This is a genomic window from Cognatishimia activa (assembly GCF_001458335.1).
In the GTDB taxonomy this organism is placed as follows: Bacteria; Pseudomonadota; Alphaproteobacteria; order Rhodobacterales; family Rhodobacteraceae; genus Cognatishimia; species Cognatishimia activa.
The window spans coordinates 67,840-92,522 of record NZ_CYTO01000009.1; the positions used below are offsets into that span (position 1 = coordinate 67,840).

Annotated in this window: 24 protein-coding genes and 1 pseudogene; 12 read left to right on the plus strand and 13 right to left on the minus strand. The window is 55.4% G+C overall.

Features of this window, described 5'->3' with window-relative positions:
- Positions 1–106: 106 nt before the first annotated feature.
- The 5 genes and pseudogenes from TA5113_RS04760 to TA5113_RS04770 form a co-directional block, all read right to left on the minus strand.
- Positions 107–1,510: a cryptochrome/photolyase family protein gene (locus tag TA5113_RS04760; protein WP_220387191.1), complete on the minus strand. Its 1,404-nt coding sequence runs from the start codon at positions 1,508–1,510 to the stop codon at positions 107–109.
- A gap of 64 nt (positions 1,511–1,574) precedes the next feature.
- Positions 1,575–1,757, minus strand: a pseudogene (locus tag TA5113_RS17155) (hypothetical protein); the annotation flags it as partial.
- A gap of 3 nt (positions 1,758–1,760) precedes the next feature.
- The gene (locus TA5113_RS17070; RefSeq protein ID WP_220387192.1) at positions 1,761–1,913 is read right to left on the minus strand and encodes a heavy-metal-associated domain-containing protein; all 153 of its coding nucleotides are present in this window, start codon (positions 1,911–1,913) and stop codon (positions 1,761–1,763) included.
- A 55-nt stretch (positions 1,914–1,968) separates the two neighbouring features.
- Positions 1,969–4,473, minus strand: coding sequence for a hybrid sensor histidine kinase/response regulator (locus tag TA5113_RS04765; RefSeq protein ID WP_058315225.1), 2,505 nt, complete (start codon positions 4,471–4,473; stop codon positions 1,969–1,971).
- A gap of 38 nt (positions 4,474–4,511) precedes the next feature.
- Complete coding sequence (locus TA5113_RS04770) at positions 4,512–5,018, minus strand: putative pterin-binding protein (RefSeq protein WP_058315226.1); 507 nt, start codon at positions 5,016–5,018, stop codon at positions 4,512–4,514.
- Between the two features lie 250 nt (positions 5,019–5,268).
- Between TA5113_RS04770 and TA5113_RS04775 the strand changes: the two genes are divergently transcribed.
- On the plus strand, positions 5,269–5,877 hold the full coding sequence (locus TA5113_RS04775; protein ID WP_058315782.1) for a response regulator: 609 nt from the start codon (positions 5,269–5,271) through the stop codon (positions 5,875–5,877).
- A gap of 56 nt (positions 5,878–5,933) precedes the next feature.
- Here the strand turns inward: TA5113_RS04775 and gnd are convergent, their stop codons facing one another.
- Positions 5,934–7,346 (minus strand): NADP-dependent phosphogluconate dehydrogenase, encoded by a 1,413-nt coding sequence (gnd, locus tag TA5113_RS04780; RefSeq protein ID WP_058315783.1) that lies wholly within the window; start codon positions 7,344–7,346, stop codon positions 5,934–5,936.
- 167 nt (positions 7,347–7,513) lie between these two features.
- Here gnd and TA5113_RS04785 point away from each other — a divergent pair, with 167 nt between their 5' ends.
- Entirely contained in the window at positions 7,514–8,434 is a 921-nt protein-coding gene (locus TA5113_RS04785) for a lipid A-modifier LpxR family protein (RefSeq protein ID WP_245627162.1), read from the plus strand.
- A gap of 98 nt (positions 8,435–8,532) precedes the next feature.
- On the plus strand, positions 8,533–9,594 hold the full coding sequence (locus TA5113_RS04790; protein ID WP_058315228.1) for a Hint domain-containing protein: 1,062 nt from the start codon (positions 8,533–8,535) through the stop codon (positions 9,592–9,594).
- A 4-nt stretch (positions 9,595–9,598) separates the two neighbouring features.
- Here the strand turns inward: TA5113_RS04790 and TA5113_RS04795 are convergent, their stop codons facing one another.
- Together TA5113_RS04795 and TA5113_RS04800 are read right to left on the minus strand one after the other, a co-directional pair.
- The gene (locus TA5113_RS04795; protein WP_058315229.1) at positions 9,599–10,243 is read right to left on the minus strand and encodes a hypothetical protein; all 645 of its coding nucleotides are present in this window, start codon (positions 10,241–10,243) and stop codon (positions 9,599–9,601) included.
- 238 nt (positions 10,244–10,481) lie between these two features.
- Positions 10,482–11,249 (minus strand): SDR family oxidoreductase, encoded by a 768-nt coding sequence (locus tag TA5113_RS04800; RefSeq protein ID WP_058315230.1) that lies wholly within the window; start codon positions 11,247–11,249, stop codon positions 10,482–10,484.
- A gap of 108 nt (positions 11,250–11,357) precedes the next feature.
- Between TA5113_RS04800 and TA5113_RS04805 the strand changes: the two genes are divergently transcribed.
- The 3 genes from TA5113_RS04805 to TA5113_RS04815 all read left to right on the plus strand — a co-directional run bounded on the left by TA5113_RS04805 (position 11,358) and on the right by TA5113_RS04815 (position 13,687).
- A complete protein-coding gene (locus tag TA5113_RS04805; RefSeq protein ID WP_058315231.1) occupies positions 11,358–12,266 on the plus strand; it encodes a LysR family transcriptional regulator in 909 nt (302 codons plus the stop codon).
- Positions 12,267–12,427: 161 nt separating this feature from the next.
- Complete coding sequence (gene rpsD / locus TA5113_RS04810; RefSeq protein ID WP_058315232.1) at positions 12,428–13,048, plus strand: 30S ribosomal protein S4; 621 nt, start codon at positions 12,428–12,430, stop codon at positions 13,046–13,048.
- A 255-nt stretch (positions 13,049–13,303) separates the two neighbouring features.
- A complete protein-coding gene (locus TA5113_RS04815) occupies positions 13,304–13,687 on the plus strand; it encodes a RidA family protein (protein ID WP_220387193.1) in 384 nt (127 codons plus the stop codon).
- Positions 13,688–13,834: 147 nt separating this feature from the next.
- Here the strand turns inward: TA5113_RS04815 and nhaA are convergent, their stop codons facing one another.
- The 4 genes from nhaA to TA5113_RS04835 all read right to left on the minus strand — a co-directional run bounded on the left by nhaA (position 13,835) and on the right by TA5113_RS04835 (position 16,832).
- Entirely contained in the window at positions 13,835–15,013 is a 1,179-nt protein-coding gene (gene nhaA / locus TA5113_RS04820) for a Na+/H+ antiporter NhaA (RefSeq protein WP_058315233.1), read from the minus strand.
- A gap of 149 nt (positions 15,014–15,162) precedes the next feature.
- Positions 15,163–15,909 (minus strand): AraC family transcriptional regulator, encoded by a 747-nt coding sequence (locus tag TA5113_RS04825; protein WP_058315234.1) that lies wholly within the window; start codon positions 15,907–15,909, stop codon positions 15,163–15,165.
- A 24-nt stretch (positions 15,910–15,933) separates the two neighbouring features.
- Entirely contained in the window at positions 15,934–16,230 is a 297-nt protein-coding gene (locus TA5113_RS04830) for a putative quinol monooxygenase (RefSeq protein WP_058315235.1), read from the minus strand.
- Positions 16,224–16,832, minus strand: coding sequence for a class I SAM-dependent methyltransferase (locus TA5113_RS04835; protein WP_058315236.1), 609 nt, complete (start codon positions 16,830–16,832; stop codon positions 16,224–16,226). Before TA5113_RS04835 ends, TA5113_RS04830 begins: the two co-directional genes overlap by 7 nt.
- 223 nt (positions 16,833–17,055) lie before the next feature.
- Here TA5113_RS04835 and hisC point away from each other — a divergent pair, with 223 nt between their 5' ends.
- The 3 genes from hisC to TA5113_RS04850 are packed head-to-tail and all read left to right on the plus strand — an operon-like array spanning position 17,056 to position 19,837.
- The gene (hisC, locus tag TA5113_RS04840) at positions 17,056–18,141 is read left to right on the plus strand and encodes a histidinol-phosphate transaminase (RefSeq protein ID WP_058315785.1); all 1,086 of its coding nucleotides are present in this window, start codon (positions 17,056–17,058) and stop codon (positions 18,139–18,141) included.
- Positions 18,138–19,067, plus strand: coding sequence for a prephenate/arogenate dehydrogenase family protein (locus tag TA5113_RS04845; RefSeq protein WP_058315237.1), 930 nt, complete (start codon positions 18,138–18,140; stop codon positions 19,065–19,067). The genes hisC and TA5113_RS04845 overlap by 4 nt, the downstream gene beginning before the upstream one ends.
- A complete protein-coding gene (locus TA5113_RS04850; protein WP_058315238.1) occupies positions 19,067–19,837 on the plus strand; it encodes an extensin-like domain-containing protein in 771 nt (256 codons plus the stop codon). The genes TA5113_RS04845 and TA5113_RS04850 overlap by 1 nt, the downstream gene beginning before the upstream one ends.
- A gap of 8 nt (positions 19,838–19,845) precedes the next feature.
- Here the strand turns inward: TA5113_RS04850 and TA5113_RS04855 are convergent, their stop codons facing one another.
- Positions 19,846–20,832 (minus strand): DUF2125 domain-containing protein, encoded by a 987-nt coding sequence (locus TA5113_RS04855; protein ID WP_082625887.1) that lies wholly within the window; start codon positions 20,830–20,832, stop codon positions 19,846–19,848.
- 75 nt (positions 20,833–20,907) lie between these two features.
- Between TA5113_RS04855 and TA5113_RS04860 the strand changes: the two genes are divergently transcribed.
- The 3 genes from TA5113_RS04860 to TA5113_RS04870 all read left to right on the plus strand — a co-directional run bounded on the left by TA5113_RS04860 (position 20,908) and on the right by TA5113_RS04870 (position 24,666).
- Positions 20,908–21,435, plus strand: a complete 528-nt coding sequence (locus tag TA5113_RS04860) for a gamma-glutamylcyclotransferase (RefSeq protein WP_058315240.1) — start codon at positions 20,908–20,910, stop codon at positions 21,433–21,435.
- A gap of 87 nt (positions 21,436–21,522) precedes the next feature.
- Positions 21,523–22,734, plus strand: a complete 1,212-nt coding sequence (locus TA5113_RS04865) for a hypothetical protein (RefSeq protein ID WP_058315241.1) — start codon at positions 21,523–21,525, stop codon at positions 22,732–22,734.
- A 3-nt stretch (positions 22,735–22,737) separates the two neighbouring features.
- Positions 22,738–24,666, plus strand: coding sequence for a peptidoglycan -binding protein (locus tag TA5113_RS04870; protein WP_058315242.1), 1,929 nt, complete (start codon positions 22,738–22,740; stop codon positions 24,664–24,666).
- The last annotated feature ends 17 nt before the right edge of the window (positions 24,667–24,683 follow it).

A 24,683-nucleotide genomic window follows, 5' to 3' on the forward strand; every position in this document is an offset into this window, starting at 1 on the left:
GACGATAAAAAGACAAAATACCCTTTTATGTCAGTATGTTAGCGTTAACGTATCCGAATGTCCTCCCGTTGGCGATAACGGTGGCGGAACCGTTTGCGTTAACGGTTTAGGGCAGAGCTTTGAATGCATCGAGCGCTGCTTGGCGTGATTCCTTTAGGTCAACGAGAGGGGCCGGGTAGCTGCCAGCAATGGTGGCTTTCACCGCGTCAGGCGCGAGCCATGGCGCATGGGCATGTTTGGCGGTCAGATCCGCAAGCTCTGGGACGTATTGTTTGATGTAGATGGCGTCTGGATCAAATTTCTGCGCCTGAGTGACCGGATTGAAAATCCGGAAGTACGGTGCCGCGTCTGCACCAGAGCCTGCCACCCATTGCCAGCTTGCTGCATTATTGGCGGGATCGGCGTCAAAGAGCGTGTCGTGGAACCAAGCCAGCCCCTCGCGCCAATGGATGCGCAGGTTTTTGATCAGGAAGGATGCCACGATCATACGCACTCGGTTGTGCATATAGCCGGTTTGCCAAAGCTCGCGCATGCCGGCATCAACGATGGGAATACCGGTTTGGCCTTTTTGCCAGCGCTGCAAGGCGGTTTCATCGTTCAGCCAAGGGAATGTGTCGAACTTTTTGTTGAGGTTTTCAGTTGCAAGGTCCGGGTGACGATAGAGCAGGTGGTAGGAAAACTCGCGCCAACCCAGTTCGGATTTGAAATGGTAGGTATCAACCGTGGTTTTTAGCGTTTCGATGGCGTGCCAGATTTGGTTCGGAGAGACCTCGCCGAAATGCAGGTGTGGCGCCAGCCGCGATGTGGCGCTGAGGCTGGGGATATCGCGGGCGGCTTTGTAGTTCGCCACATTGGTGGCGATGAACGCGTCGAGTCGAGTTTTTGCACCCGCCTCGCCGGGGGTCCACCCGGTGACAACGTCTTTGTCCCAAGGGGTGTCCGGAAGCAGATGTTGCGCAAGGTCAGGGGTGTGGCCCGCTAAGCGCACGGTTTCCAGCTGCGGTGCTGGCAGCGGTGCGCGGGGCGGTTGGGCCGCAAGACAGCCGCGTTTAAAGAACGGGGTGAACACACGGTAGGGGGCGCCATCAGGTTTGTTGACCTCCCACGGTTCCCAAAGAAGCGAGCCGTTGGTGCTTGTGACCTCGACGCCTTTGTCTTTTAGCATCTCCATGATCGGTTGATCCAAAGCGATCCCGTCAGGGTCATAGCGTCGGGTCCATGTCACCTGAGCGATTTGGTGGTCCAATGAGAGCTGGGTGAACACTTCGTTGGGTGTGCCGAGGGCAATATGCAACGCACCGTTGAGGCTTTGGTTGAGCGCTGTGAGACTGTGATAGAGCCAGACTTTGCTTGCGCCACCCATCCGCGAAAGCTCCGCTGGGTCCAAAATGTAAAGCGGCAGGCAACGGGTTGATCCTGTGCTCAGTGCTGGGTTGTCGGTCAGTCTAAGGTCGCGGCGGAACCAATGGACGCGGATCGGGGAGTGCTCTGACACGGGCGGGCCTTTCAAGATCGTCCCCAATATCTAGCGGAGGGCGGGCATTTGACCAGAGCGCATGCGTTTCTAAGTTGGATCAGCTTGCTGAAAACCGTTTGAGGCGCAGCGCATTGCTCACCACGAAGAGCGAGCTTAATGCCATGGCTCCCGCGCCCAGCATGGGCGAGAGCTGCCAGCCAAGCCAAGGGTAGAACAAACCTGCCGCCACGGGGATCAGTAGGATGTTATAGCCAAAGGCCCAGAACAGGTTTTGTCGGATGTACTACAGGGTGGCTTCAGATAGCGCTTTGGCCTGCGCGACATTCACATGCACCCGATCCGTGTCTGGCCAAGCGGACAGCGCTTTTTCGACCCGCGGGGCGCAGCACGCAGAGGTTATACCTTGGACGTTCAATGTCAGAGTGTCTGAGGCCATGGATGAGATCCTTGCAAATGCCTGAGACATATAAAGGCGCGTCGTTCGACGAGGGTCAAGGCGGGGTGTTCGCAGCGCGGTCCAGCGCACGTTGATATGTCTCACGCGATTCAGACCAAATTTGTTGCGTTTGATCGAACAAATTTTGAGCGTCTGGGTGATCTTCGAGCTTTGCTAATGACCTGCGAAGGCTACACAATCCCAATACAGCAGCGGCGCCAGAGAGGGTGTGTGCCTGAGATCGGAATTCTAGGTTTGCCTCTGGACCGGGCGCGGGGTGCTCAAAGAAAGCTGCCAAATCTGTGCTGAGTGCGTCAAAGTGATGCTGGATGCGCTCGGGTCCGATATTGGTCAGCAAATCCGCAAACACCGCCGGGTTCATGAGGTTGCATTCGTCCGCGCTGTGGTCATGGGTGTCATAGGCGGTGACTTTGAGTGCGCGGTTGACTGCGTTCTGCAGCAGCTCTGACGTCAGCGGTTTCGGCAGCACAGCTGTGATGCCAGCAGCAGAAAGCTTGGTGTCTTCGGGCGCGATAGATTGTGCGGTCAACGCAAAGATTGGTGGGTGAGTTGGATCGCCCAAAGCGCGTCGGATCTCTTTTGCGGCCGTGATGCCGTCCATGCCGGGCATACTGATGTCCATCAGGATAAGATCATAGTCGTTTCGTTCTGCCATTCGGATCGCGGTCGTCCCATTCGGGGCGATATCAACCGCGTGACCACTGTTGCGTAGCATATCTCCTGTGATCATCTGGTTGATTTCATTATCTTCGACCAGCAACACCTTTGCGCCGCGCGCATCTGGGGGTGTCGCCGAAATGACCTCTTCGGTTGTTTCGGCCTTTGGGGCAGGCGCAAGCGGGACGCGGAACCAGAACATAGACCCTTCGCCTTCGATGCTCTCGACCCCAATCTCGCCGCCCATGGCCGCAACCATGCGTTTGGTGATGCCCAATCCTAAGCCAGTGCCTTGTGCCGTGCGGCTAAAGGTCGGGTCCACGGTGTAGAAATCCTCAAACAATCGCCCGAGGTTTTCTTCGGCGATCCCCGGTCCGTCATCGATGACGCGAAACTCGACGAGATCGTCCCGACCGAAGGGCTCCACGTCTACGTTGATCAATCCGTTGTTATTAAACTTCAAAGCGTTGCCCAGCAAATTTAGCAACACCTGCCGCAGCGCTTGCGGATTGCCAAGAACCGTCTTGGGCAAGTCATCGGAAAGCTTCAGAGACAGGGTGTTGCCTTTGGCTGTGGCGGCTGCCTTTTGGCTGTCGACCAGATCACCGATGGTTTTGCAAAGCTCTAGTGGTTCATGAGGCGGTTTGGAGATGTCACTGTCCAGACGTGAAAGCTCGAGAACGTCGTTCACATGTTGCATCAGCACATCGCCGGACGTTTCAATCGCTCCAAGGTACTTGTTTTGCGCGTCGGTCAGGTCGGTTTTCTTAAGCAAGTCCAAGCTGCCCAGGATGCCGTTCAAAGGGGTGCGGATTTCATGGTTCATGACCGCGAGGAGTTTGTCCTTGGCTTGTTCACCCTGCAGGGCTTTGTCACGGGCGTCCCTAAGCTCTTTCTGAGCCTCAAGAATTGAGGAAATGTCACGTACATAAGCGACAAAAACGTCGTCTTCTTGCGATGTGCGGGCCTGAGATAAAGTCACTTCCGCCGCAAACTCTGACCCGTCTTGTCGAATACCCGTGGTGAGCAGGCGCCCTCTGTCAAGAAGACCCGACTCTTTGGGGGAGCCATATTCGGTCGTTTCAGAAATGCCTTTAAGCAACTCGCTGAGATGGAGCCCTGTGTCATTTCCGGAATTCAAGCCGAACACCTGCTCCGCGGCGGTGTTTAGTTCGAGGATTTTGCCATCAGGTGCGGTTACGAGGATTCCGTCAAGCGCACTTTCGATCATAGCCTCGTTACGCGCGCGAGAGATATTGCTTGATCGCGAGGCTTGCTCGCTTTGCAAATACAGACGGCGCAACACAACAGCGAAGACCAAAAGCCCGCAGATCAGTATAAGCGCGCTGGTGGCGAGCTTCACCAATAGAGCACGCGTTGCAAAGCGCAGGTCGCGACTGTTTTGCGAGGAACTAGCGACCCCAGTGATAGAGAGTCGACGCACCACGGGTGCGATCCGCTCAGTTTCCGACCGAAGCATTGCGAGCTCTTGCGTTAGCATCGCGTCATTGCCGTCAATGTACGGGAGCGCCATCTCCACGAAACCTTCTAGCGTAGCCATGTTCTTAGCAAAGCTCTCATGGTCTCTGATGTTCTGGTTCAGTTGACCTTCTGAAAGCGTCGCAACACGGCTGTAGAAAAGATCGAAACGCGTGCGCAGCTCGGGATAGGTTTCTGGCGACTGCGCCGCTTCCAGAGCTGCCTCAAATCGATAGAAATCAATTTCCAACCGAGACAACGCCCAAACACCATCCCCCGTGCTGGCATCGGACAGTTCATCGACCTGTTGAGCGACTGACCTCAACAGGACGAAGAGTTCAAACAACGCCACCACAACAACGAGGACAAGAGTAGCGGTGACAAAACCGCGTGGGATTCTCATGGCACAGAGCCCTTATTCAGGGAGAGACACTGCGCAGTTTATTGCACCACTTCAATGCGGTCCAACTGCCAAATGCTACGCGAGTATATGGTTTCTGATTGGTAGTCTTTGTTCAGATCGTAGGGATATACAATCCAAAGCGGTCCCTTGTTGCGAACGCTCATCGGTTCTCCGTTCCGTAGGTAAGCAACAATCGGGCCGCCATCGGTTGCGTCAGTGATCGGGATTTCTACCTGATAGTCATTGATGGCGCTTGCAAACAATAGCTTTCCATCAACACCGACAAAATCCAACAAAGCGTTCAGCGATACACCTGTAAAGGACTGAGAGCCTTCCGTCCAAATGGTCGTGGTTTCAAAGCTTTCTGCAGGCATCGCCGCTAGCATATCAAAATCAAAAGCCGCGGCTTCGTCGGTGTTTTGCTTTGTAATTGCTCCGCTCACCGTTAGAATCACTTCGCCGGTCGGTGTGTCGAGATCATCGGCTGCGACGCCGAGCGGCGCGATCGCCATGAATGTAAGGGCGGCGATTTTAAGGATTTTCATAAGGAGCGCTCTCAATAAGTCGTGTTAATCAGTCATGCCAGAAACTCTTCAACTATGGACCTGTTCGTTGGGGGTGACATCTATCCAAAGGGATAGGGGATGTTATAAAAAATATAGTTCATTATGTGATGACACTAGATCAATCAACTTTAGATTTAGTAAGGTGATGTGATCTAGAGAGTGATTTGAGATAGATCCCTTTGATCTGCGGAATAGTATGGTGAGTTGAATTGTGAAAGACACTGTAGCGATGCGAATTTTGATTGCAGATGACCACAGCATGGTTCGAGAGACGCTCTCGGCCTATTTGCAAACGGTTGGAGATGCACAGGTTTCTGTGGCCAGCTCTCTGCAAGATGCCCTTGAGGTGGGACGCCAAGAGGGGCCATTTGATTTATTGCTTTTGGATTACAACATGCCGGGCATGAACGGGCTTGACGGGCTAGAGACTGCGATTGAGGCCGGTATCGCCAAAGGTGTCGCTATTCTGTCGGGCAATGCGCCCACCTATGTTGCACAAGAGGCTATTGATCTAGGAGCGATTGGGTTTCTACCCAAGACCATGACCGCGCAAAGCCTTGTGAACGCAACCCGTTTCATGGTGGCGGGTGAGACGTTTTTCCCTGTCACCCATATGTCTGCGCAAGCTCAAGAAAACCCGGTTGCTAAACAACTTAGCCGACGCGAGGGCGAAGTGTTAAATGGGGTATGCCGCGGACTTTCTAATAAAGAGATCGCTCGCGAACTTGATTTGCAGGAAGTGACGATCAAACTGCATGTGCGCACATTGTGCCGCAAGCTAGAGGCGAAAAACCGGACACACGCGGCGATGATCGCCAAAGAAGCAGGGCTCTTTTAAGATAAGGGCGTCGACCCGCCCCTTACAACGGGCGAGTCATAGCGGCCTTGTTAGAGCTAGCCGCGATCTGCATGCCACGGCCCGTGATGAGAGCCTTCTTTGTCCAGACGCAAGAAGCTGTGGGCACCAAAGAAATCACGTTGTCCTTGGATCATGTCAGCGGTGCCGCGCGATTGGCGAACTTCGTCAAACCATGAAATCGCCGAAGACAGAGCTGCCACGGGCAACCCAGCCAAAACCGCTTGGGACACCACTTTGCGCAATTGATCCATTTTAGACAGCAACAAAGGCGCGAAGTGATCAGACAGGATCAAGCGGCCATCAGGCAGATTTCCACGGAACGCTGTAGCGATATCATCAAGCAATGCAGAGCGAATGATGCAGCCCTCTCTCCAGACTTCAGCAATTTTGGCGTAGTCCAGATCCCATTCAAATTCGTCAGACGCGGCCTTTAGGATACGGAAGCCCTGCGCGTAAGACAGGATGCGCGCGGCCAAGAACGCTGCTTCAAGATCGTCTTCATCAAAGGTCACGCTGTTATTGGGGCCATCGCCGAGGATGCCAGCCGCGACCGCACGGGTTTCTCGCTCCGAAGACATAACCCGCGCGCCCACCGCCGCTTCGATGATGGACGCGGATTGGCCCATGCGGATCGCTTCAATCACCGTCCAGCGGCCTGTGCCTTTTTGGCCTGCTTTGTCGACAATCACATCCACTACCGGTTGGCCGGTGTCTGGATCGACCGCTTCGAGTACCTTAGCGCTGATTTCGGTCAGATAGCTTTTCAGGATACCCTCGTTCCAACGGGCAAACATCGGTGCGATTTCAGACGGTTTCCGGCCTTCGCCATCGCGTAGCAGCCCGTAGATTTCGGCAATCAGCTGCATGTCCGCATATTCGATGCCGTTATGGACCGTCTTCACAAAGTGTCCCGCGCCGTCAGGACCGAAATGCGCGACGCATGGTTCGCCATTGTGTTTCGCAGAGATCGCCTCGAGCACTGGACGGATCGGCTCCCAAGCGCTGGGCGAGCCGCCAACCATCATGGAAGGGCCATGGCGCGCCCCTTCGGCGCCGCCGCTAACGCCGACACCGAGGTAATTGATCCCAGCCGCTTCAACGCGCTTGGTGCGTTCTTGCGTTTCGCGGAAGTCACTGTTGCCGCCGTCAATGATGGTGTCGCCGCTTTCCAGCAGAGGGATAAGCGCGTTGATCGACGCTTCAACCGGCGCGCCAGCTGGGACCAATAGGATAATCGCACGCGGGCTAGGCATCGCTTTGACCAGCTCTTCCACGCTTTCAGTTTTCGTCAAACGCGGCGCCAACTCGCCCGCATTCTCAATCAATGCGTCAATGGTGGATGGGTCCAGATTGTACAGCGCGATGTCATGACCGTTTTCTGCGATATTCAGCGCCAAGGCGCTGCCCATGGTGCCAACACCGATGAGTCCCATTGAGGCTGTGGTCATTCGTTTGCTCCGTTTTGTTTGCCGCACGTTAACCATGGTTTGGGTCGGAAAACCATAGTGTGGTGCATCGGCTGCACTCGAAGCAGAACATGAAATATGCGTGCGTAAACATTTTCCTTTTTTCAAGAGTGTGCCTAAGACAAGGAAAACACGTTTGGCGGGACATGATGCAGAAATTTCTAGTAAAAATCGTATTTTCGATTGCGATGGGCTTTGGCTTTACCGCGGGCACGAGTGCTCAAGCCGAACAAGTTGGATATGGCCGTCTAATTGTGAACGACTTCCTTGGCGATGGTCAGGACCGCTGGCGCTCTGGTTCTATCGCAGGCAGTCACCTATTTGGAACGCCTTGGGACGGGGCGCGGCCTGAAGCGTTTGGCGACATTATCGAGCTGCGGATTCTCGGGCAGGTGATCGCGCCTGAGGATTTGGTGACACCTGCAGCAGGCGATCGGCCTTATGCAGGCGCGCTATCCATCGGCGCCCACACCCACATGCAGCGGGGTGGGTTTGATATTGCTTTGGGCGCTGACCTAACGCTTGTGGGTCCAAGCAGCGGGATTGGTGCATTTCAGGAAGGGTTGCATGATCTATTTAGCATTCCGGGCCCAACCGACGCGGTGCTTAACGGACAAGTGGGTGACAAACTTGCTCTGACAGGTGTTGCCGAAGTTGGATACGAAATTGATCTTGGTGGGCAGGCCCGCATCCGCCCTTTCCTTGAGGCGCGCGCGGGGGACGAGACTCTTCTGCGTACCGGCTTTGATCTGGTGATTGGTCAATTTGGCAATGACGAGCTGTTGGTGCGTGACCCTGTCAGCGGACAACAATACCAGACCACCTATCAAAACCGGCCTGGTTGGTCATTCTTGATCGGCGCGGATGTCGCTTATGTGGATAGCAGTATCTACCTTCCTGCCTCATCCGGCGTAACGCTTGAAGATAACCGCGAACGCTATCGCTTGGGCGTGAACTGGCAGGGGGAACGCAGCTCGGTTTACTACGGTGCGACTTGGCTTAGCCGTGAATTTACGGGCCAAGATGAAGGTCAAGTCGTGGGCGCGCTCCGGTTGAGACTCGACTTTTAAGTCACTGGTCTCACGACGAGATTCAATTAGGGCTTCCCAGAACGAATCACTTTTGGTAACCTCGCCTTAATAAGAATTTGAGGCAGGACACGAGACGAATGGGGACGGGCTTTCAAGGCACGTTCGTCATCTCTTGGTCGCAAACAGAAATTGACGGTCTTGGAACCGCACCAATAAGCGCCATTCAAAAAGGTGCGGTGTGGTTATGGCGTGGAGACGCTGTTCGGGTTGATGGCCCGTCCGAGGTGTTGCGACTGGAGCGGGGCGAAAACGAGCTGATGCTACGGCGTAAGGCTGCGCGAATGGTGCGCAAGCTCGTCGGCGCAGCCATGTCTGATACGCAATCCCTTGATGACATCGATGTAGATGAACCTCTGCAAGACAGCAGTTTTGTGGTCTCTGATGGGCGGCATAGCTACACGGTCACCATGATCGACGTGGACACGGGCGCAAAGCTTTTGATGTTCGTCGACCAAATTCCGCCAAAAGACAAAGAGCTGTGGGTGGTGCATCACACCATGGAAGCGGCGACTGAAGATCCGCTTGATCCGGAAGTGGCACGGGTGATTTGCTTTACGCCGGGCACGCTGATTGAAACCATGGATGGTTCTATTCCGATTGAACGGCTGCGCGAAGGTGATCGGGTGATCACCAAGGACAGTGGCGCGCAGGAAATCCAATGGTTGGGCGCGCGACGCATGACAGGAGCGCGGCTGTTTGCCATGCCGAAGCTACGCCCCATCCGTATCAAACCGGGGGCGTTGGGTCATAATTGGCCGCAGCAGGAATTGGTTGTTTCGCCTGAACACCGCGTGCTGGTGCGTGGTGAAGTGGCGCGTGCATTGTTTAACACGCCAGAGGTTTTGGTTTCCGCGCGCCAATTGGAAAACGGCAGCACGGTCACTATGGATTACCGGCTGCGCGAGGTGACCTATATGCACCTCATGTTGCCACGTCATGAGATCATCTTTGCAAACGGGGTGGAAACCGAAAGCTTCCACCCAGCTGATGCGGCAATGTCCGCTTTGGATGACGAGGACCGCAAGCGTCTCTTGGGGTTGAACCCCGAGCTTGAGGCGCGCCCTTATATCTATGGCGAGCATGCACGCCGCCAGTTGACCGCGTCAGAGGCTGCGATCCTGCGTCACGAAGCGGCTTAACGCTTTAGGTATTTTCCCAATCCACGAAGATTTGGGATTCCACGCCCGCCTCAGCCAATGCCTGTTGGATTTCTTCTATCGCCGATGGATCCTGGGAACTGACAATCACCACATCATTTACGATCAGCGAATACAAAGACGTCACCGGCTCTGGCACAGTGTTCAAGCTCGCAAGGTATTCTTCTGCCGCACCGCGAGACCGAGGGCCCCATTTGCCGTCATGAGAAACACCGATTGTGTATTGCACATCCTTGATCATCTCGCGGCTGACAGAGCGGCCCGCATTTAGATCAATCAAAGTGCGCTCCAGTTCGGCCTGATCGGTGACACGGGCAGGGATGTAGACCTTTTGGCAGGTCTCGACGGTTTTGTATTTGGTGACGGTGCGACGGCTGTTTTCATGGCCGATGGCGCCGCCAATCAGCGCGCCGGCTGCAGCGCCGCCATTGTTGTCGGTAATAACCTTGCCGATGACGCCACCGATGACCGCCCCGCCAATCACCTTTTCAGGTTGGCCGCCTTTGACTGTGGCCTGATAGGGCACGGACTTGGTTGTGCATCGTGTGTCATAGGTGCCCGCGACGGCTTGTGTCGAAAACACCTGGGTAGCAAACGCGGCAGACACGGCGAGTTTTGCTAGAAGTTTCATGGTTTCGCTCCTTTACGAATCTTGGGCTGCGCATCCTTTGGCATGCGCGCCAACCTGTGTTCAGGGCGCTCGATCTTCAATTGTTATGCAATATCATAGCACGAAACCGCTGGTTTGGGACGCTTGAGAGGCGGATAACCGCGGAGTGGTCGATGTTCCGAGTTTATGAATTAACGGAGTGCGAATAGCGCGTGGCACGGGGTGCCACGCTTTTGCCAAGCCAAACTATCAAGCCAAACTATAACGGCGGGAGGCCAGCAAGCTTGCGTCCTTCATCGGTTTTCAGCGTGAAATCCGTTCCAAGAAAATCATCGCCAACGGGACCGCAGAGCACTGCAATCGCCTTTGCGACCCAATCCGCAGGGATATGCGCGCTTTCCGGCAATTTGCTCACGGCATTCACGCCGGTGGCCGTGATATATCTGATCATGTCAGTTGCCACTGTGCCTGGGCTGATCCCAATGACCCGAATGCCGTCCGCGGCGTTCTCTGTGTTGGCAACGCCAGTCAGACGTAACACTGCAGCTTTGGAGGCTGCATAGTGGGACCAACCTTCTAAGGTGGAATGGGCGGCGCCAGAGGAAATGTTGATGATGGTGCCGCCGCCCTGCGCCTTCATCACAGGGATTGCGTAGCGCAAGCCGTGGTAGACGCCTTTCACATTCACATCAAGCGCCTTGCCCCACGCGCTGGGATCGCTGTCTTCAATGCGCGAGATAGGATCAATGATGCCGGCGTTATTAACCAATACATCCACGGATCCAAACGCATCTTTCGCATCTTCGATGAGGGCCTTGACCGCATCAGGATCCGCCACATCGCAGGGAATGGCACGCGCAGCGTGGCCTTCTTTTCGGAGGTCCTCGGCGAGGGTTTCAATTTTGTCAGCGGACCGCGCCGCCAAAACGACGTTTGCCCCGTTTTGGGCAAAGTACCGTGCCGTTGCTGCGCCGATACCCCGGCTCGCGCCTGTGATGATTGCTGTTTTGCCCTTAAGATTTTCCATGGCGTCATGTCTTTCTGAGATGGGTGCAGTTTCAAAACCCTTCGTAACGATTGCGCATTTAGGGATAAACATTTGTTTTTGCCTTATGTTCATGCATATTTTGCACGAATGGAGACTTCAGATCTAAAAACCGCGCTTTTGGTTCAAAGCCACGGGAGCATCGCCGGGGCGGCTCGGGCGATGGATGTTAACCCATCTTCGATTTCACGCAGCCTTGCGGCGCTTGAATCGCGGCTCGGCATTCGGCTTTTTCATCGGACAACGCGCAGTCTTGCCCTGACAGATGAGGGCGCACGCTACTTGCATAGGGTCGCGCCGCTGCTGGATGAACTCGATGCAGCGCAGGACGAAATCGCAGCAGGGGTCAGAACCCCCGCTGGGCAATTGCGGATGACCGCTTCGGTCGCGTTCAGCGAGAAAGTGTTGGTGCCCGCATTGGCGCGGTTTCGTGATCTCTATCCCGGAATTTCGGTGGATCTGCTGAGTGATGATCGCAATGTGGATCTGGCAGAACACGGGATCGATCTTGCCATCCGCCTTTCGCCGAGCCCGAAAGGCGACCTTATTTCCACAAAGCTGATGGCAACCCGTTATCGGGTTGTGGCAAGCGCGGATTACCTTGGGGCGGCGGGCACGATTGCGCACCCGCGTGACTTGATGGGGCACAATTGCTTGCGCTTTGCTTTGCCGGGTGTGCCGAACCAATGGCGATTTAAAGATGGGGAGGGTGCCGAGACCGTCGTCCCGGTGGATGGCTTGTTACGGATTTCCAATGCTCTTGTTTTGCGCAACGCCGCTTTGTCCGGCATGGGTGTTGCCATGTTGGCGGATTGGTTGGTTGGCGAGGATATTGAGGCCGGTCGGTTGGTGGATGTCCTTCCTGATCATCTCTGTACCGCAACCGAATTTGAGACCGCTGCTTGGTTGCTCTATCCAAACCGAAAATACCTGCCGCAGAAAGTGCGTGTGATGATCGACCATCTTAAAGTGTCAGTAAGTTCGCCAGAACGAAACTAGCACTAGTTTTGCTGCACTTTCTGCGTTGACTCCCTGCAAAACGCCTCTATAAGCCGCCTTTCATTGGTGTTGGTGGACCTCGCAAGAGGAACCCTGTCATCCCAGCCAAATCTGGGAAGAGGACAACGCCCTTCGAAAACCTAAACGAAGGAGATCAGCAGATGACTAAGAGAACTGCTGCCAAGTACAAAATTGATCGCCGCATGGGCGAGAACATCTGGGGCCGTCCTAAGTCCCCTCTGAACCGTCGCGAATATGGCCCAGGCCAGCACGGTCAGCGCCGTAAAGGCAAACTTTCCGACTTCGGTATCCAGCTGCGCGCGAAGCAAAAGCTGAAAGGTTACTACGGCGACCTGACCGAGAAACAATTCCGTCGCATCTATGGCGAAGCGGAACGTGTAAAAGGCGATACTGGTGAAAACCTGATCGGTCTGCTGGAGCGCCGTCTGGACGCTGTTGTGTACCGCGCGAAATTCGTTCCAACCGTATTTGCGGCGCGTCAGTTCGTGAACCACGGCCACGTGGAAGTGAACGGCAAGAAAGTGAACATCGCGTCTTACCGTGTTAAAGAAGGCGACGTGATCTCTGTACGTGATCGTTCCAAGCAACTGGCGGTTCTGCTGGAAGCGGTTCAATTGCCAGAGCGTGACGTGCCTGACTACATCGACGCGGACCACTCCAAAATGACAGCAACTTTCGTACGCGCACCGGGCCTGTCCGACGTGCCATACCCAGTTGTTATGGAACCAAACCTGGTTGTTGAATTCTACGCGAAGAACTAATCTTCGCCGACATTCGAATACGAAGAAACCGCGCTGGGAAATCAGCGCGGTTTTTTTGTTTGGGGGCGGAAGAACAATGAAAGACGGGTTTTCTTGGTCTTTAAGCTGACAGCGCAATCATGTGCATAGTTTTGCATTCGTCGCGCTGCCGCATGTCCGCTTTGAGCCCATGATGGACATTGAAATAAGGTGCTCAGGTTGATCGGGAGCATAGCGCGAGGTAGATTTTGTCGAAACAGCAAGAAAGGGTCCGCTTTGGATAAGCAAGTCATCAATCACCCCGATATGCCGGCGCCTTACGGCGCGTATTCTACGGCCATCCGTGCGGGGGACTTTATTTTTGTATCCGGTCAGGCTGGCATTATTCCGAAGTCAGGAGCCAAGGCAGGCGAAGACTTCGAAAGTCAGGCAAGGCAGGCTTTTGAGAACCTTAAGACATGTCTCGAGTGCTCTGGTTCTTCGATGAACGACGTGGTGAAAGTTATCACTTGGCTGGGCGACGCTGAAGAACGCGCCGCCCTCAATGACCTTTTTGGCGAGTATTTCCCCATTGATCCACCCGCGCGTTCCACTCCCATCGTGGACCTTCCCATGGGGTTATTGCTCTCAATTGAGGCGACAGCAATTGCTCGAGATTGAGGTCTACAAACGAACGGCAAAAAAGTCCGCAGAGCGGTTTTTGGGCTTCACTGAATATGAGCTGGCCGATGCTAGTATCGGTGTTTTGTTTTAGCGGCGCCTTCCTCCAATTAAGGAGAAAGGCAAAGCTTAATTAGATCAACCGAACTAGTCAGTCGCCGGCGTCGCCTTCATGCTGCGAAGTACCGCAAAGCCCAGCAGTCCAGACAGGACAGACCCAAAGATCACACCCAAGCGGACCGCGTTCATGGTCTCGTCGGCACCAAAGGCAAGCGAGCCAACAAACAAGCTCATGGTGAAGCCGATCCCAGTCAGGCAAGCGACACCGTAGAGGTGAAACCAATTGATCCCATCGGGCAATTTCGCAATGCCGCTTTTGACGCCGATGAATGTCAGCGCGACAACGCCCATTTGTTTGCCAAGGAACAGGCCAGCGGCGATACCCAGAGTCAGCGGCTGCGTGAGGTCGCTCACAGACAGACCGGAAAGGCTGACGCCCGCGTTGGCGAAGGCAAAGATCGGCAAGATCATATAGGCGACCCAAGGGTGCAATGCGTGCTCGACCTTATACAGCAGAGCTTTTTCGCCGTTCTTTTCCTTCAGCGGAATGGTCAGGGCGATGAGCACCCCGGCAAGTGTCGCGTGTACGCCTGACTTGAGAACGAACACCCACATGATCACGCCAATGATTATGTAGGGGGCGATCCGCTGAATGCCCATTCGGTTCAGGACGACTGCACCTGCGAAGCCGAGCATTGAGAAGGTCAGCGCGTTCGTCGAAAGCTCAGACGTATAAAACAGGGCGATAATGATGATCGCGCCAAGGTCATCGATGATGGCAACCGCCAGCAGGAAGACTTTCAATGCGACAGGTGCTCGGCTGCCTAACAGCGCCAAAACCCCCAAGGCAAAGGCGATGTCCGTCGCAGCAGGGATCGCCCAGCCGTTCAGGTTTTCAGGTGTGCCAAGGTTGATCATGACATACACAAGGCCCGGAACCGCCATGCCGCCGATCGCGGCCATTATGGGCAGGATGGCTTTGTCAAAGCTGGAAAGCTCGCCAAGCAACACCTCTCGTTTGATCTCTAGCCCGATCAAAAAGAAGAAGATCGCCATGAGGCCATCGTTGATCCACAAAAGCGCGGGTTTTGAGATTTCAAAGGTCCCAATGCCAACGCGGATATTGGTGTCCAAAACAGATGTATAAAGCTCTGCAAGCCCGGTGTTTGCAAAGAGCATCGCCAAGACGGCGACCCCCATCAACACAAGCCCGGCGCTGGCTTCCATCTGCATAAATTGCTGAATTCTTGAAAGTGTTTTTTCCATGATTTCCCTGTCGCGTGATCCCTCGACCTATATAGAGACAATACGGAAGCTTGGAACATTCGGTCAGTCCAAATTACCCAAATTCCGGCCAAAATGCGCGGTTTTGGCGCGGTTCTGGGCAGAGGATGACCGTCAGCGGCTTAGGGGCGCTAGAAACTGGATCGGAATTGCGTCGGTGTCATGCCTGTGAAGTCCCGGAATGCCGTATTGAATGCGGACAATGAGTTATAGCCGACGGAAAAGGCGATTTCGGTGATGCCTCGTTGTGGGTCTGCAAGGGCCTCGATGGCTTTGTTCATGCGCAGACGACGCAGAGCCTGTCGCCAAGTCATGCCCAATTCGTCGGAAAACCTGCGCGCTAGCGTTCGTGAACTCATGGCAACAGCGTTGGCGATTTCCTCAAAGTTTGGGTCAGCGGTTAATCGGGCTTCGGTCAAGGCCAATGCCTTGCGGACCGCGTCAGATTGGCCTGTGGGCAGAACTGCGGGGGAAGGGCTTTCAGCCAGCTTCCATACATTCGCGGCGAGCAGCTTAAACAAGTGCAAACCGTAGTCGTCCAACTGGCTGTCCGGGCCATAGTCGCGGCAGGCCAAGACCAGCTCTTTTGCCAAGGGAGTCATCTCAAATACCGATAGGCTCGTCTTTGGTTCATCGACGAATTCGGTGTCGAATAGAACCGAGCAAGCTGACAGTTGCTGAGGCATGGTGACCGTGATTTCGCGGCCAGCGCAAATGAGCGCCGCGCGCGCTGGGGGCAGGGTCCAACCGCGCCCTTCGGCCTCAAGCCGCATGCTGCCTTTAGACGCATAGAGCAGGTAGTGGCGATCCATGACCAGGGTCTTGGATGGCTCTGGGTCAAAGTCTTTCACAAAGGCATAAGCAGCGGGCAATGTCATGGTGATAGCTTAGCCCGTTTCGGATCAATCCGCGATGGGGTCTGCTTGAAAGCGTTTGGAAATCGGAGCCGCGGTCATGAGCGGTGCAAGTTTTGCGCCGCTGTCATTAAAGCTGCTTGAAGCCAGGTACTGCTGAAAGCTGTCTGTCGTTTCCCATTCTTGGACCAGCATGATTTGGCCATCCGTCTGCGGATTGATGAAGGGTTGGTATATCCGACACCCTTGCATCGCGTACACGTCGGGCGCGGCTGACAGCAAAACATCAAGCGCGTCTTCTAAGTCTATTGCTGCGGTTTGAATGGTGACATGAGCGATCAGCATGCAAGTGATCCTTTCGGTTTTTGGAAGACATAGCCTTGAGACACCCGCGCTGGGACGCCCAAAGGGAATGGGACTGTGGCGCAATGAACGAGCCCGGCATTCGCCCCTATGTCTTTTATTTTTGACTCTGAGAACCAGCGATGGCGCCATTTCAGCCAAATGAAGAACTGGCAGAGATGTGGCTTTGAAACGGCCAATAGAATGCACCCGCCGGGGGCGGTGATCCTCGCAATATGCCCCAATGCTTCTATCGGGCCGGGACAATGCTCGATCACATGGGCGCAGAGGACCATGTCATAGTGATTGTCTTGCTCTAGTGCTTGGAAATCCTGGCAAATGGTTTTGGCCCTGGGGTGATCCGATGCCGCTTGGTCCAGCATCGCCTGAGACTGATCGAGCAAGATATGCTCCAATGGGTTTTGACGCAGCTCGCAATAGGCTTTGGAAAACGCACCACTGCCGGCACCGACATCGATCAGATGTCGCGCTCTGTCCATTGGTGCGTGCTTTGCCAAGTGACTGTAGGCAGCGGGGAAGCCGTGGGTTTCCAACATGCCGCGCCATCTTGGAGCGGCGAGGGTATAGCGTTCGTGTAACTCCATGGTCTCTCCTTTGTTGCGTGCAAGGTAGCGGCCTGAAACCTGGCGATCTTGCGTGCAGCGGACAGAGAAGTGCTTGGATCAGACAGTTTGCGCAATTCGGATGGCGGCCCCGATGTGTATTATCTTTGCCGCAAACTGGCGTATCCCGGGGTGCTATGCGACGAATTGCCATTTCCTCCCACCGGCGGAGGCTCTAGAACAAGAGCGAAGCAAAGGGGCCAAGATGACGAAGATCGACGTTCAGCCGGGGATTATGGAAATTGCCTTGTACCAAAGCGGTGAGGCAACCATTGAGGGCGTCAGCGATATTGTGAAGCTGTCCGCCAATGAAAACCCATACGGGGCAGGGGATGCTGCCAAAGAAGCCTTCCGCAAGGCTGGCCAGAACATGCATCGCTATCCGGGAACTGATCACGCGGCGCTCCGTGGGGCGATTGGCGAAGTTCACGGGCTCAATGCGGATCAGATCATCTGTGGTGTTGGCTCTGACGAAGTTTTGCAGTTTATCTCTCAGTCCTTTGCCGGACCGGGGGATGAGATCATCTACACCGAGCACGGGTTTTCCATGTATCCGATCCTAGCGCACGCGTGCGGGGCGACGCCGGTGAAGGTGGCTGAACGCGAGCGCGTGGTGGATGTCGATGCGATCCTGAACGCGTGCACGGATAAAACAAAGATCGTGTTCATTGCGAACCCTGCAAACCCAACGGGTACCATGATCGGTGGCAATGAGATGGCGCGACTGGCCAAAGGTCTGCCCGAGGGCTGCCTTCTGGTCCATGACGGGGCTTACACCGAATATGTCGAAGGCTTTGATGGCGGTGCTGGGCTGGTGGATAGCTGTGACAACGTGATCATGACGCGCACGTTTTCAAAGATCTACGGGCTAGGTGGCTTGCGGGTCGGTTGGGGTTATGGACCGAAAGAGCTGATTGATGTGCTCAATCGCGTGCGCCAGCCGTTCAACCTGTCCAATATGCAGATGGAAGTGGCTGAAGCTGCAGTGCGTGATACAGAATTTGTGGCGCGGTGCCGTTCAGATAACGCACGGCTTCGCGCGTGGTTGGCAGAAGCGTTGGCGGAACTTGGCGTGCCGTCTGATACATCTTGTGCCAACTTTATTCTGGCGCGGTTTGCCTCTGAAGATGAAGCAAATGCGTGTGATGCGTTCCTTCGCAAGGAAGGCGTCATTGTTCGGAAAGTGGCGGGTTATGGCCTGCCCAATTGCTTGCGCATCACTGTCGGTGACGAGGCGGGCTGTCGTCGTGTAGCTTACGCCGTGAAGAGCTTTAAGGAACAGAAAGCATGAGCGCTGCGGACCAGCCGATTTATGGCCGTGTTGCCCTGATTGGTTTGGGTTTGATTGCGTCTTCCATGTTCTGGGGGATGAAACGCGCCGGATTGGCTGGCGAAGTCACGGGCTATGCGCGTTCGCAAGAAACCCGCGACACGGCGCGCAAGATTGGATTGTGTGATCAGGTTTTTGACAGCGCGCAAGAGGCCGTAAAAGACGCAGATTTGGTTGTGCTTTGCGTCCCTGTTGGCGTCATGGGGGCGGTCGCCAAAGACATCGCACCAGCTTTGAAGCCCGGCGCAACTGTTACTGATGTGGGTTCCGTCAAACGTCAAGTGATCGACGACGTGTCACCGCATTTGCCAACAGGCGTGCATTTCGTGCCAGCGCACCCATTGGCGGGGACAGAGCATTCGGGACCAGAGTCAGGGTTTGCCGAGTTGTTTGATAACCGCTGGTGCCTGCTGATTACGGACGCTGAAACGGATCGCACCGCAGCGGATAACTTGGCACGGTTCTGGCGCGGGCTGGGCTCGAATGTGGATGAAATGGAAGCGGATCACCATGATTTGGTGCTGGCCGTGACCTCCCACACGCCGCATCTGATTGCTTACACGATGGTGGGCGTCGCGGACGACTTGCGCCGCGTCTCTGAAAGCGAAGTCATCAAATATTCCGCGTCCGGTTTTCGTGATTTCACCCGGATCGCCGCCAGCGACCCAACCATGTGGCGGGATGTGTTTTTGAACAACAAAGACGCAACCCTTGAGATCCTTGGCCGTTTCACGGAAGAGCTTTTCGCTCTGCAACGGGCCATTCGTCAGGGGGATGGTGATCATTTGCACGACTATTTCACCCGGACCCGTGCCATTCGCCGTGGCATTATTGAAGCGGGCCAAGACACGGATGCGCCGGACTTTGGGCGCGGATCGGCCAGCTGATGCGGTTTGCGGCTTCGGTTCTTGCCTTGATCCTCGTGGCAACCACTGTTGCCGAAGCCAACGCGCCTTATCGATCGCTTCGTCCGGTGGCGCGGCAAGATGTTTTCCCTGTCGCTCTTCCAAGTTTTGCGCCAGCGCGAAGCCTTCGCCCGGTGATCCGTCCGCAAACCTTTGCGAACGTGTCTGCACCTAGAAAAAAACTGCCTGGCGTCAAAGGTGTCGCACGAAACGCGAGCAGCACCAAAGTCGGACGGATCTGCAAAGATCGCGACTTGCAAGGCACGCTCGTTGGCCGTGTTCCGGGTAAACTGGCGGGCTGCGGCGTGCGGGATGCGGTAAAGCTTTATTCAGTCAATGGAATAGCGCTTTCCACGCCAGCAGTCATGGAATGTGATGCCGCCCGGGCGCTGAAATCTTGGGTCGAAAGGGGCATGGAGCCTGCCGTTGGACGCACCGGCGGCGGTGTCGTTAAGCTTGGCGTTGCTGCGGGCTATTCTTGCCGCACGCGGAACCATCGCCCGGGGGCTAAGATTTCCGAGCATGGCAAAGGCCGAGCGATTGATTTCTCAAGGTTTCATCTCAAGAACGGTGATCAAATCTCAGTCCTGAACGACTGGGGCAAAGGGAAATACGGCCGCATTCTGAAGAAGATGCACCGGTCCGCCTGCGGCCCGTTTGGCACGGTTTTGGGGCCTAACTCAGACCGCGCGCACAGAGATCACTTCCACTTCGACATCGCCAAACATCGTGGCGGCCCTTACTGCCGTTAAGCTCCGCCTTAACGAAGAACCAGTTGTGGCGCGATACCAATGGGCAGGAAGCCTGCAAACGTGCGGCCATCTCTAAAGGTGAGCGTCAGGTCGATGTTTTCACCCGGACCAGACAGGGATGAAAACAGTCGCATGATCTGCTGAGCACCGTCGATCAGAAGTGGATCGATCTGACCAGAGTCGCGCGCAATATCGATCATGGCCTGCCATTCTTCCGCCCGCAGAGTCAGCTCTCCTTTCAGGAACTGGTTCTCATCGGTGGTCATCTCACCCACCGCTTGGATCAGCATCGGGCCCCATTGGGCTTTTGCGTTGCGGATGGTGATAGACTTTGGCTGAGGGCGGCGGTCGTTAAGCGCGTGGATATCCCAAGGGCGGTCAAATCCAACAGAGGCATCCACATCAAGCGCGCTCATGGTTTCAGGCAGGGCTGCGGTGCGTAGGGCTTGCGGTGGTGCAACGCCCTGACCTTGCAACGCAAACTGATAGAGCGCGTCGTCGTTTTCGTCCTGAGCCAAGGCAACCAGCAAGGATTGCGCGAAGATCGACCAATCCAGATCCGAGGTGATCTCTAGCGCTTCCGTTGCGAAGTTAGCGCGGTTCAACGCCAAGCTGGTGTTTGCATTGAACACCACCGAGGCTTTCATGTCGTCGCTCGCAATCCGCATTTTTTGCAGCGGTGATGACAGGGTCTGCTCGTTCGGCCACACGGCGATCAGGTGGTTGGGCTTATAGCTCAGCGCAAAAATCTGAAAAAACGGCGCGGACCATGCAATCCCCGTATCAGGGTCGGCCAGCTGGATATTGTCAAAGGTCGTGTCGATCCGGTTCGGGAAACCGCGCAAGTGCAGCTCTGTGTATTCTGCCTGCCAGTCTTCGCTGCGGCGATCCTCAAACCAAGCTTCATAAGCCGTCTTTGCTGCTTGGGCAGCAATGAACCAATAAGCAAACCACCCCAAAGCTGCCACCAAAACGATGATCGTCATACGTCTCATGAAATGGCCCCTTTGCCTTGCCTGTGCTTTGGTGTTTAAACGCGCGGAATTGATTAGGCTAGATGGGAACGTCAGATGGCACTTTGGGTGTTTGGATATGGGTCACTGTTGTGGAACCCTGGCTTTGACGTCGCTGAACAGGCGGTTGCCACTTTGCATGGTTGGCATCGCAGCTTTTGCATGTCCTCCATTCATCACCGGGGCAGCGAAGAGCATCCGGGCCTTGTCCTTGCACTTGATGCGGCGGCCGAGGGCCATTGTCATGGCCTTGCTTTGCGGGTGAAAGAAGGCACGGAAGATGCAGCTATGGCAGAACTGCGCGAGCGCGAGCTTGTGTCATCGGCGTATTTGGAAAAAGAGCTGCCTTTGACCTTGGCGGATGGGCGCGAAGTCACGGCAGTAACCTATGTAATTGATCCCAACCACGTGCAGTATATTCATCTGTCTCTTGAAGAGCAGGCCAATGTGATTTCAACCGCCGTTGGCGGGCGCGGGCCAAACACGGAATATCTATACAACACTGCCGCGCATTTGTCCGAACTGGGCATTCAAGATGAAGAGTTAGACTGGTTGTCGGCACGGGTGCGTGAAATCACCTCTTAAACGCGTAGTTTTTGCAATAAACCTTGGCACATGGCCTGTGCGCCCTTAGGGTGAACGCGAATAATAACAGCGTCAGGAGCTGGCCAAATGGAGCTGCCAGACCGAGAGGCCGAGCCGCATTTCTCGCAACCCGTAAGACAGATTTTTTCGATGTTGATCGTTCTGGCATTGACCGGAGCTTTGACCTACATCGCATTGCCTCGGGTTTTCCCGGTTTTTGAAGCCAACCCTTATCTGAATGGCTTCATTGTTTTTGTCTTCGTCGTTGGGGTTATGGCCTGTTTCGTGCAGGTTTTCTCGCTGATTTCTTCGACCCGTTGGATCAAAGCTTTCGCGACCAGCGCGGAAGGATACCAACAACTTCAACCGCCACAACTGCTGGTGCCACTGGCTTCTCTGTTGCGGTCTCGTGGCGCGCGAGGACAGATCAGCGCGAGTTCCACAAGCTCTATTCTGGACTCGGTCGCCACCCGGATCGACGAAGCGCGTGAGATCACACGCTATATCGTGAATATGCTGATCTTCTTGGGGCTGTTGGGCACTTTTTATGGCCTCGCCACCACGGTGCCTGCGGTAGTTGAGACCATCCGTAGCCTTGCACCGGAAGAAGGCGAAGGCGGTATCGAGGTGTTTGGCCGCTTGATGACCGGTCTGGAAAGTCAGCTGAACGGCATGGGCGTGGCCTTTGCATCCTCGCTTTTGGGTCTTGCGGGATCTTTGGTGGTTGGCCTGCTTGAGCTGTTCGCAAGCCATGGCCAAAACCGCTTTTATCGCGAGCTTGAAGAATGGCTGAGCTCAATCACCCGCGTTGGTTTTACGGGTTCAGATGGGGACCACGGGGTTGAAACCAATGTTCTTGGCGAAGTGCTGGAACATATGGCGGAGCAAATGGATCAGCTCCAAGACATGTTCACAAAAGCTGAAGCAGGCCGAGCGCGTGTCGAAGGTCAAGTCGGGGACCTGACAGAGGCGGTGCGTTTGATGACTGACAAGATGGGGCAGGGCGGCGGAAGTGCTTCACTTGATCGGGTCGCAGATGGTCAAGATCAATTGATTGCAGCCATTCGCGAAGCGGGCCACGGTGAAAATGTGGATGCAGAAAGCCGTATGCGCTTGCGCTCTATCGACGTTCAAATGCTGCGCATCTTGGAAGAGATTTCCGCAGGTCGTCAGGACAGCATGACAGAGTTGCGCAAAGACTTGGCGGCGTTGACCCATGCGATCACGCAATTGGGTGGTCAAAGCCAACCGCGCCGCCGTCGCCAGCAGCTCAAGGCTGACCCCAAGCAGGAGAGCTAAGCCATGGCGCTTTCCCGCCGTACAGGACAGCGTTTTCAAGCCTCGATTTGGCCTGGTTTTGTCGATGCGATGACCGGCCTGTTATTGGTGCTGATGTTTGTGCTGACCATCTTTATGGTGGTGCAGTTCGTCTTGCGGGAAACCATTTCGGGCCAAGAAAGCAAATTGGATGAGCTTTCGTTAGAAGTGGCCGCGCTGGCACAGGCGTTGGGGCTTGAGCAGGATCGTGGTGATGCTCTCGAAACTCAAGTGGGAACCCTGCGCGCGACCCTGACTAGCGCAGAAGCATTTGCACAGCAGCAAGCCGCATTGATTGCAACCCTGACACAGCAGCGCGACGATACAGCGGCGGCTCTGGAGACGGCCCAGACTCAGATCACCAGCTTTGAAGCCCAGGTCGCGGCTCTGATCTCTGAGCGCGACACGGTGGCGGGCGCGCTGGCAGATGTCGAAAGCCAACGCGACCAACTGCTGACTGAACAAGAAGCGCTGAACCTTGCTCTGGCGCAGGCGCGCACTGAGATTGACGACCAAGTTGAAGCTGCACGGCTCGCCGCGGCACAGCGTGAAGCGTTAGAGGCCATGGTGGCCGAGATGGAAGCCAAAGCGTTGCTTGATGCGGAAAGCAACGCGGCACTTGCAGCTCAGGTTAACGATTTAGAAGCAAAACTTTCCGAAGAAGAACTGGCGCGTTTGGCGGAAGCGGCTGCAGCAGAAAGTTTGCGTGAACGGCTTGAGAACGCCAGTGCGGAACTAACCGCTATGACGCTTGCCTTGGAAGAACAGCGCAAGCGTGCCGAGGAGACATTGACTTTGCTTGCCGCTGCGGAGCAAGCGCGGGAGGGGTTGGATGTAAAGCTCGCAGCCGCGTTGTTGGCTTTGACAGCGGCCGAAGAAGAGGGCGGTCAGCTATCTGAGGTGGTCTCTGATTTGACTGCGCGACTGGAGTTCACCGAAGGCAATGCGGCGCAACAGCAAGCGCGTCTTGAAGAAGTTGAGCGGCAATTGGCTGCGGCTCTGGCTGCGCGATTGGCCGCAGAGACCGCTGCAGATCAGGATCGCGCCGACATTGAACGCCAGCTGGCCTCCGCCTTGGCAGCGCAAGTTGCAGCCGAACAGGCTGCGGCTGCGCAACTCTCAGAAGCGGAAGAGCGCGCGCGATTGTTGGCGATTGCCAATGAAACTTTGGAAGATACGCGCGCACAAGCAACAGAGAGCGAAAAACAAGCGGCGCTGCTGAACCAGCAGGTGGCGGCACTGCGTCAACAGCTCGGCGAACTTCAGGCCTTGTTGGATGATAGCAAAGCACGGGATGCGGCCGCGCAGGTGCAGCTTTCGACATTGGGATCTGATCTGAATGCAGCGCTGGCGCGCGCGGCAGCGGAGGAAAGGCGTCGTCGCGAGTTGGAAGAAGCAGAGCGTATTCGGCTTGAAGCGGAAGCGGCGCGTCTGGCCAGCGAAGCGCAAAACCTAGAACAATACCGTTCTGAGTTCTTTGGACGCATGCGGGCGCTTCTGGGCAACCGCGAAGGTGTGCGCATTGTTGGCGACCGGTTTGTATTTAGCTCTGAGGTCCTCTTCCCGCCGGGTGGCGCGGAATTGAGTTTTGCAGGGCGCCAGCAAATCGCTGGTATCGCTCAGTTGTTGCAGGACGTGGCCGATGAGATCCCGCCCGAGATCGACTGGGTTCTTCAAGTCGATGGCCACACAGATAACATCCCGCTGATCAATGGTGCGCAGTTCAGGGATAACTGGGAATTGAGCCAAGCACGCGCGTTGTCGGTTGTGCGCTTTATGGCAAGCGATCTTGGGTTGCCGCCAAACCGTCTATCCGCAAACGGCTTTGGCGAATATCAACCGCTTGATCCAGCCAGCACCCGTGAAGCCCGCGCCAAGAACCGCCGGATCGAGTTGAAGTTTACCGAGAAGTGATCCTGTGCGAGCGGGAC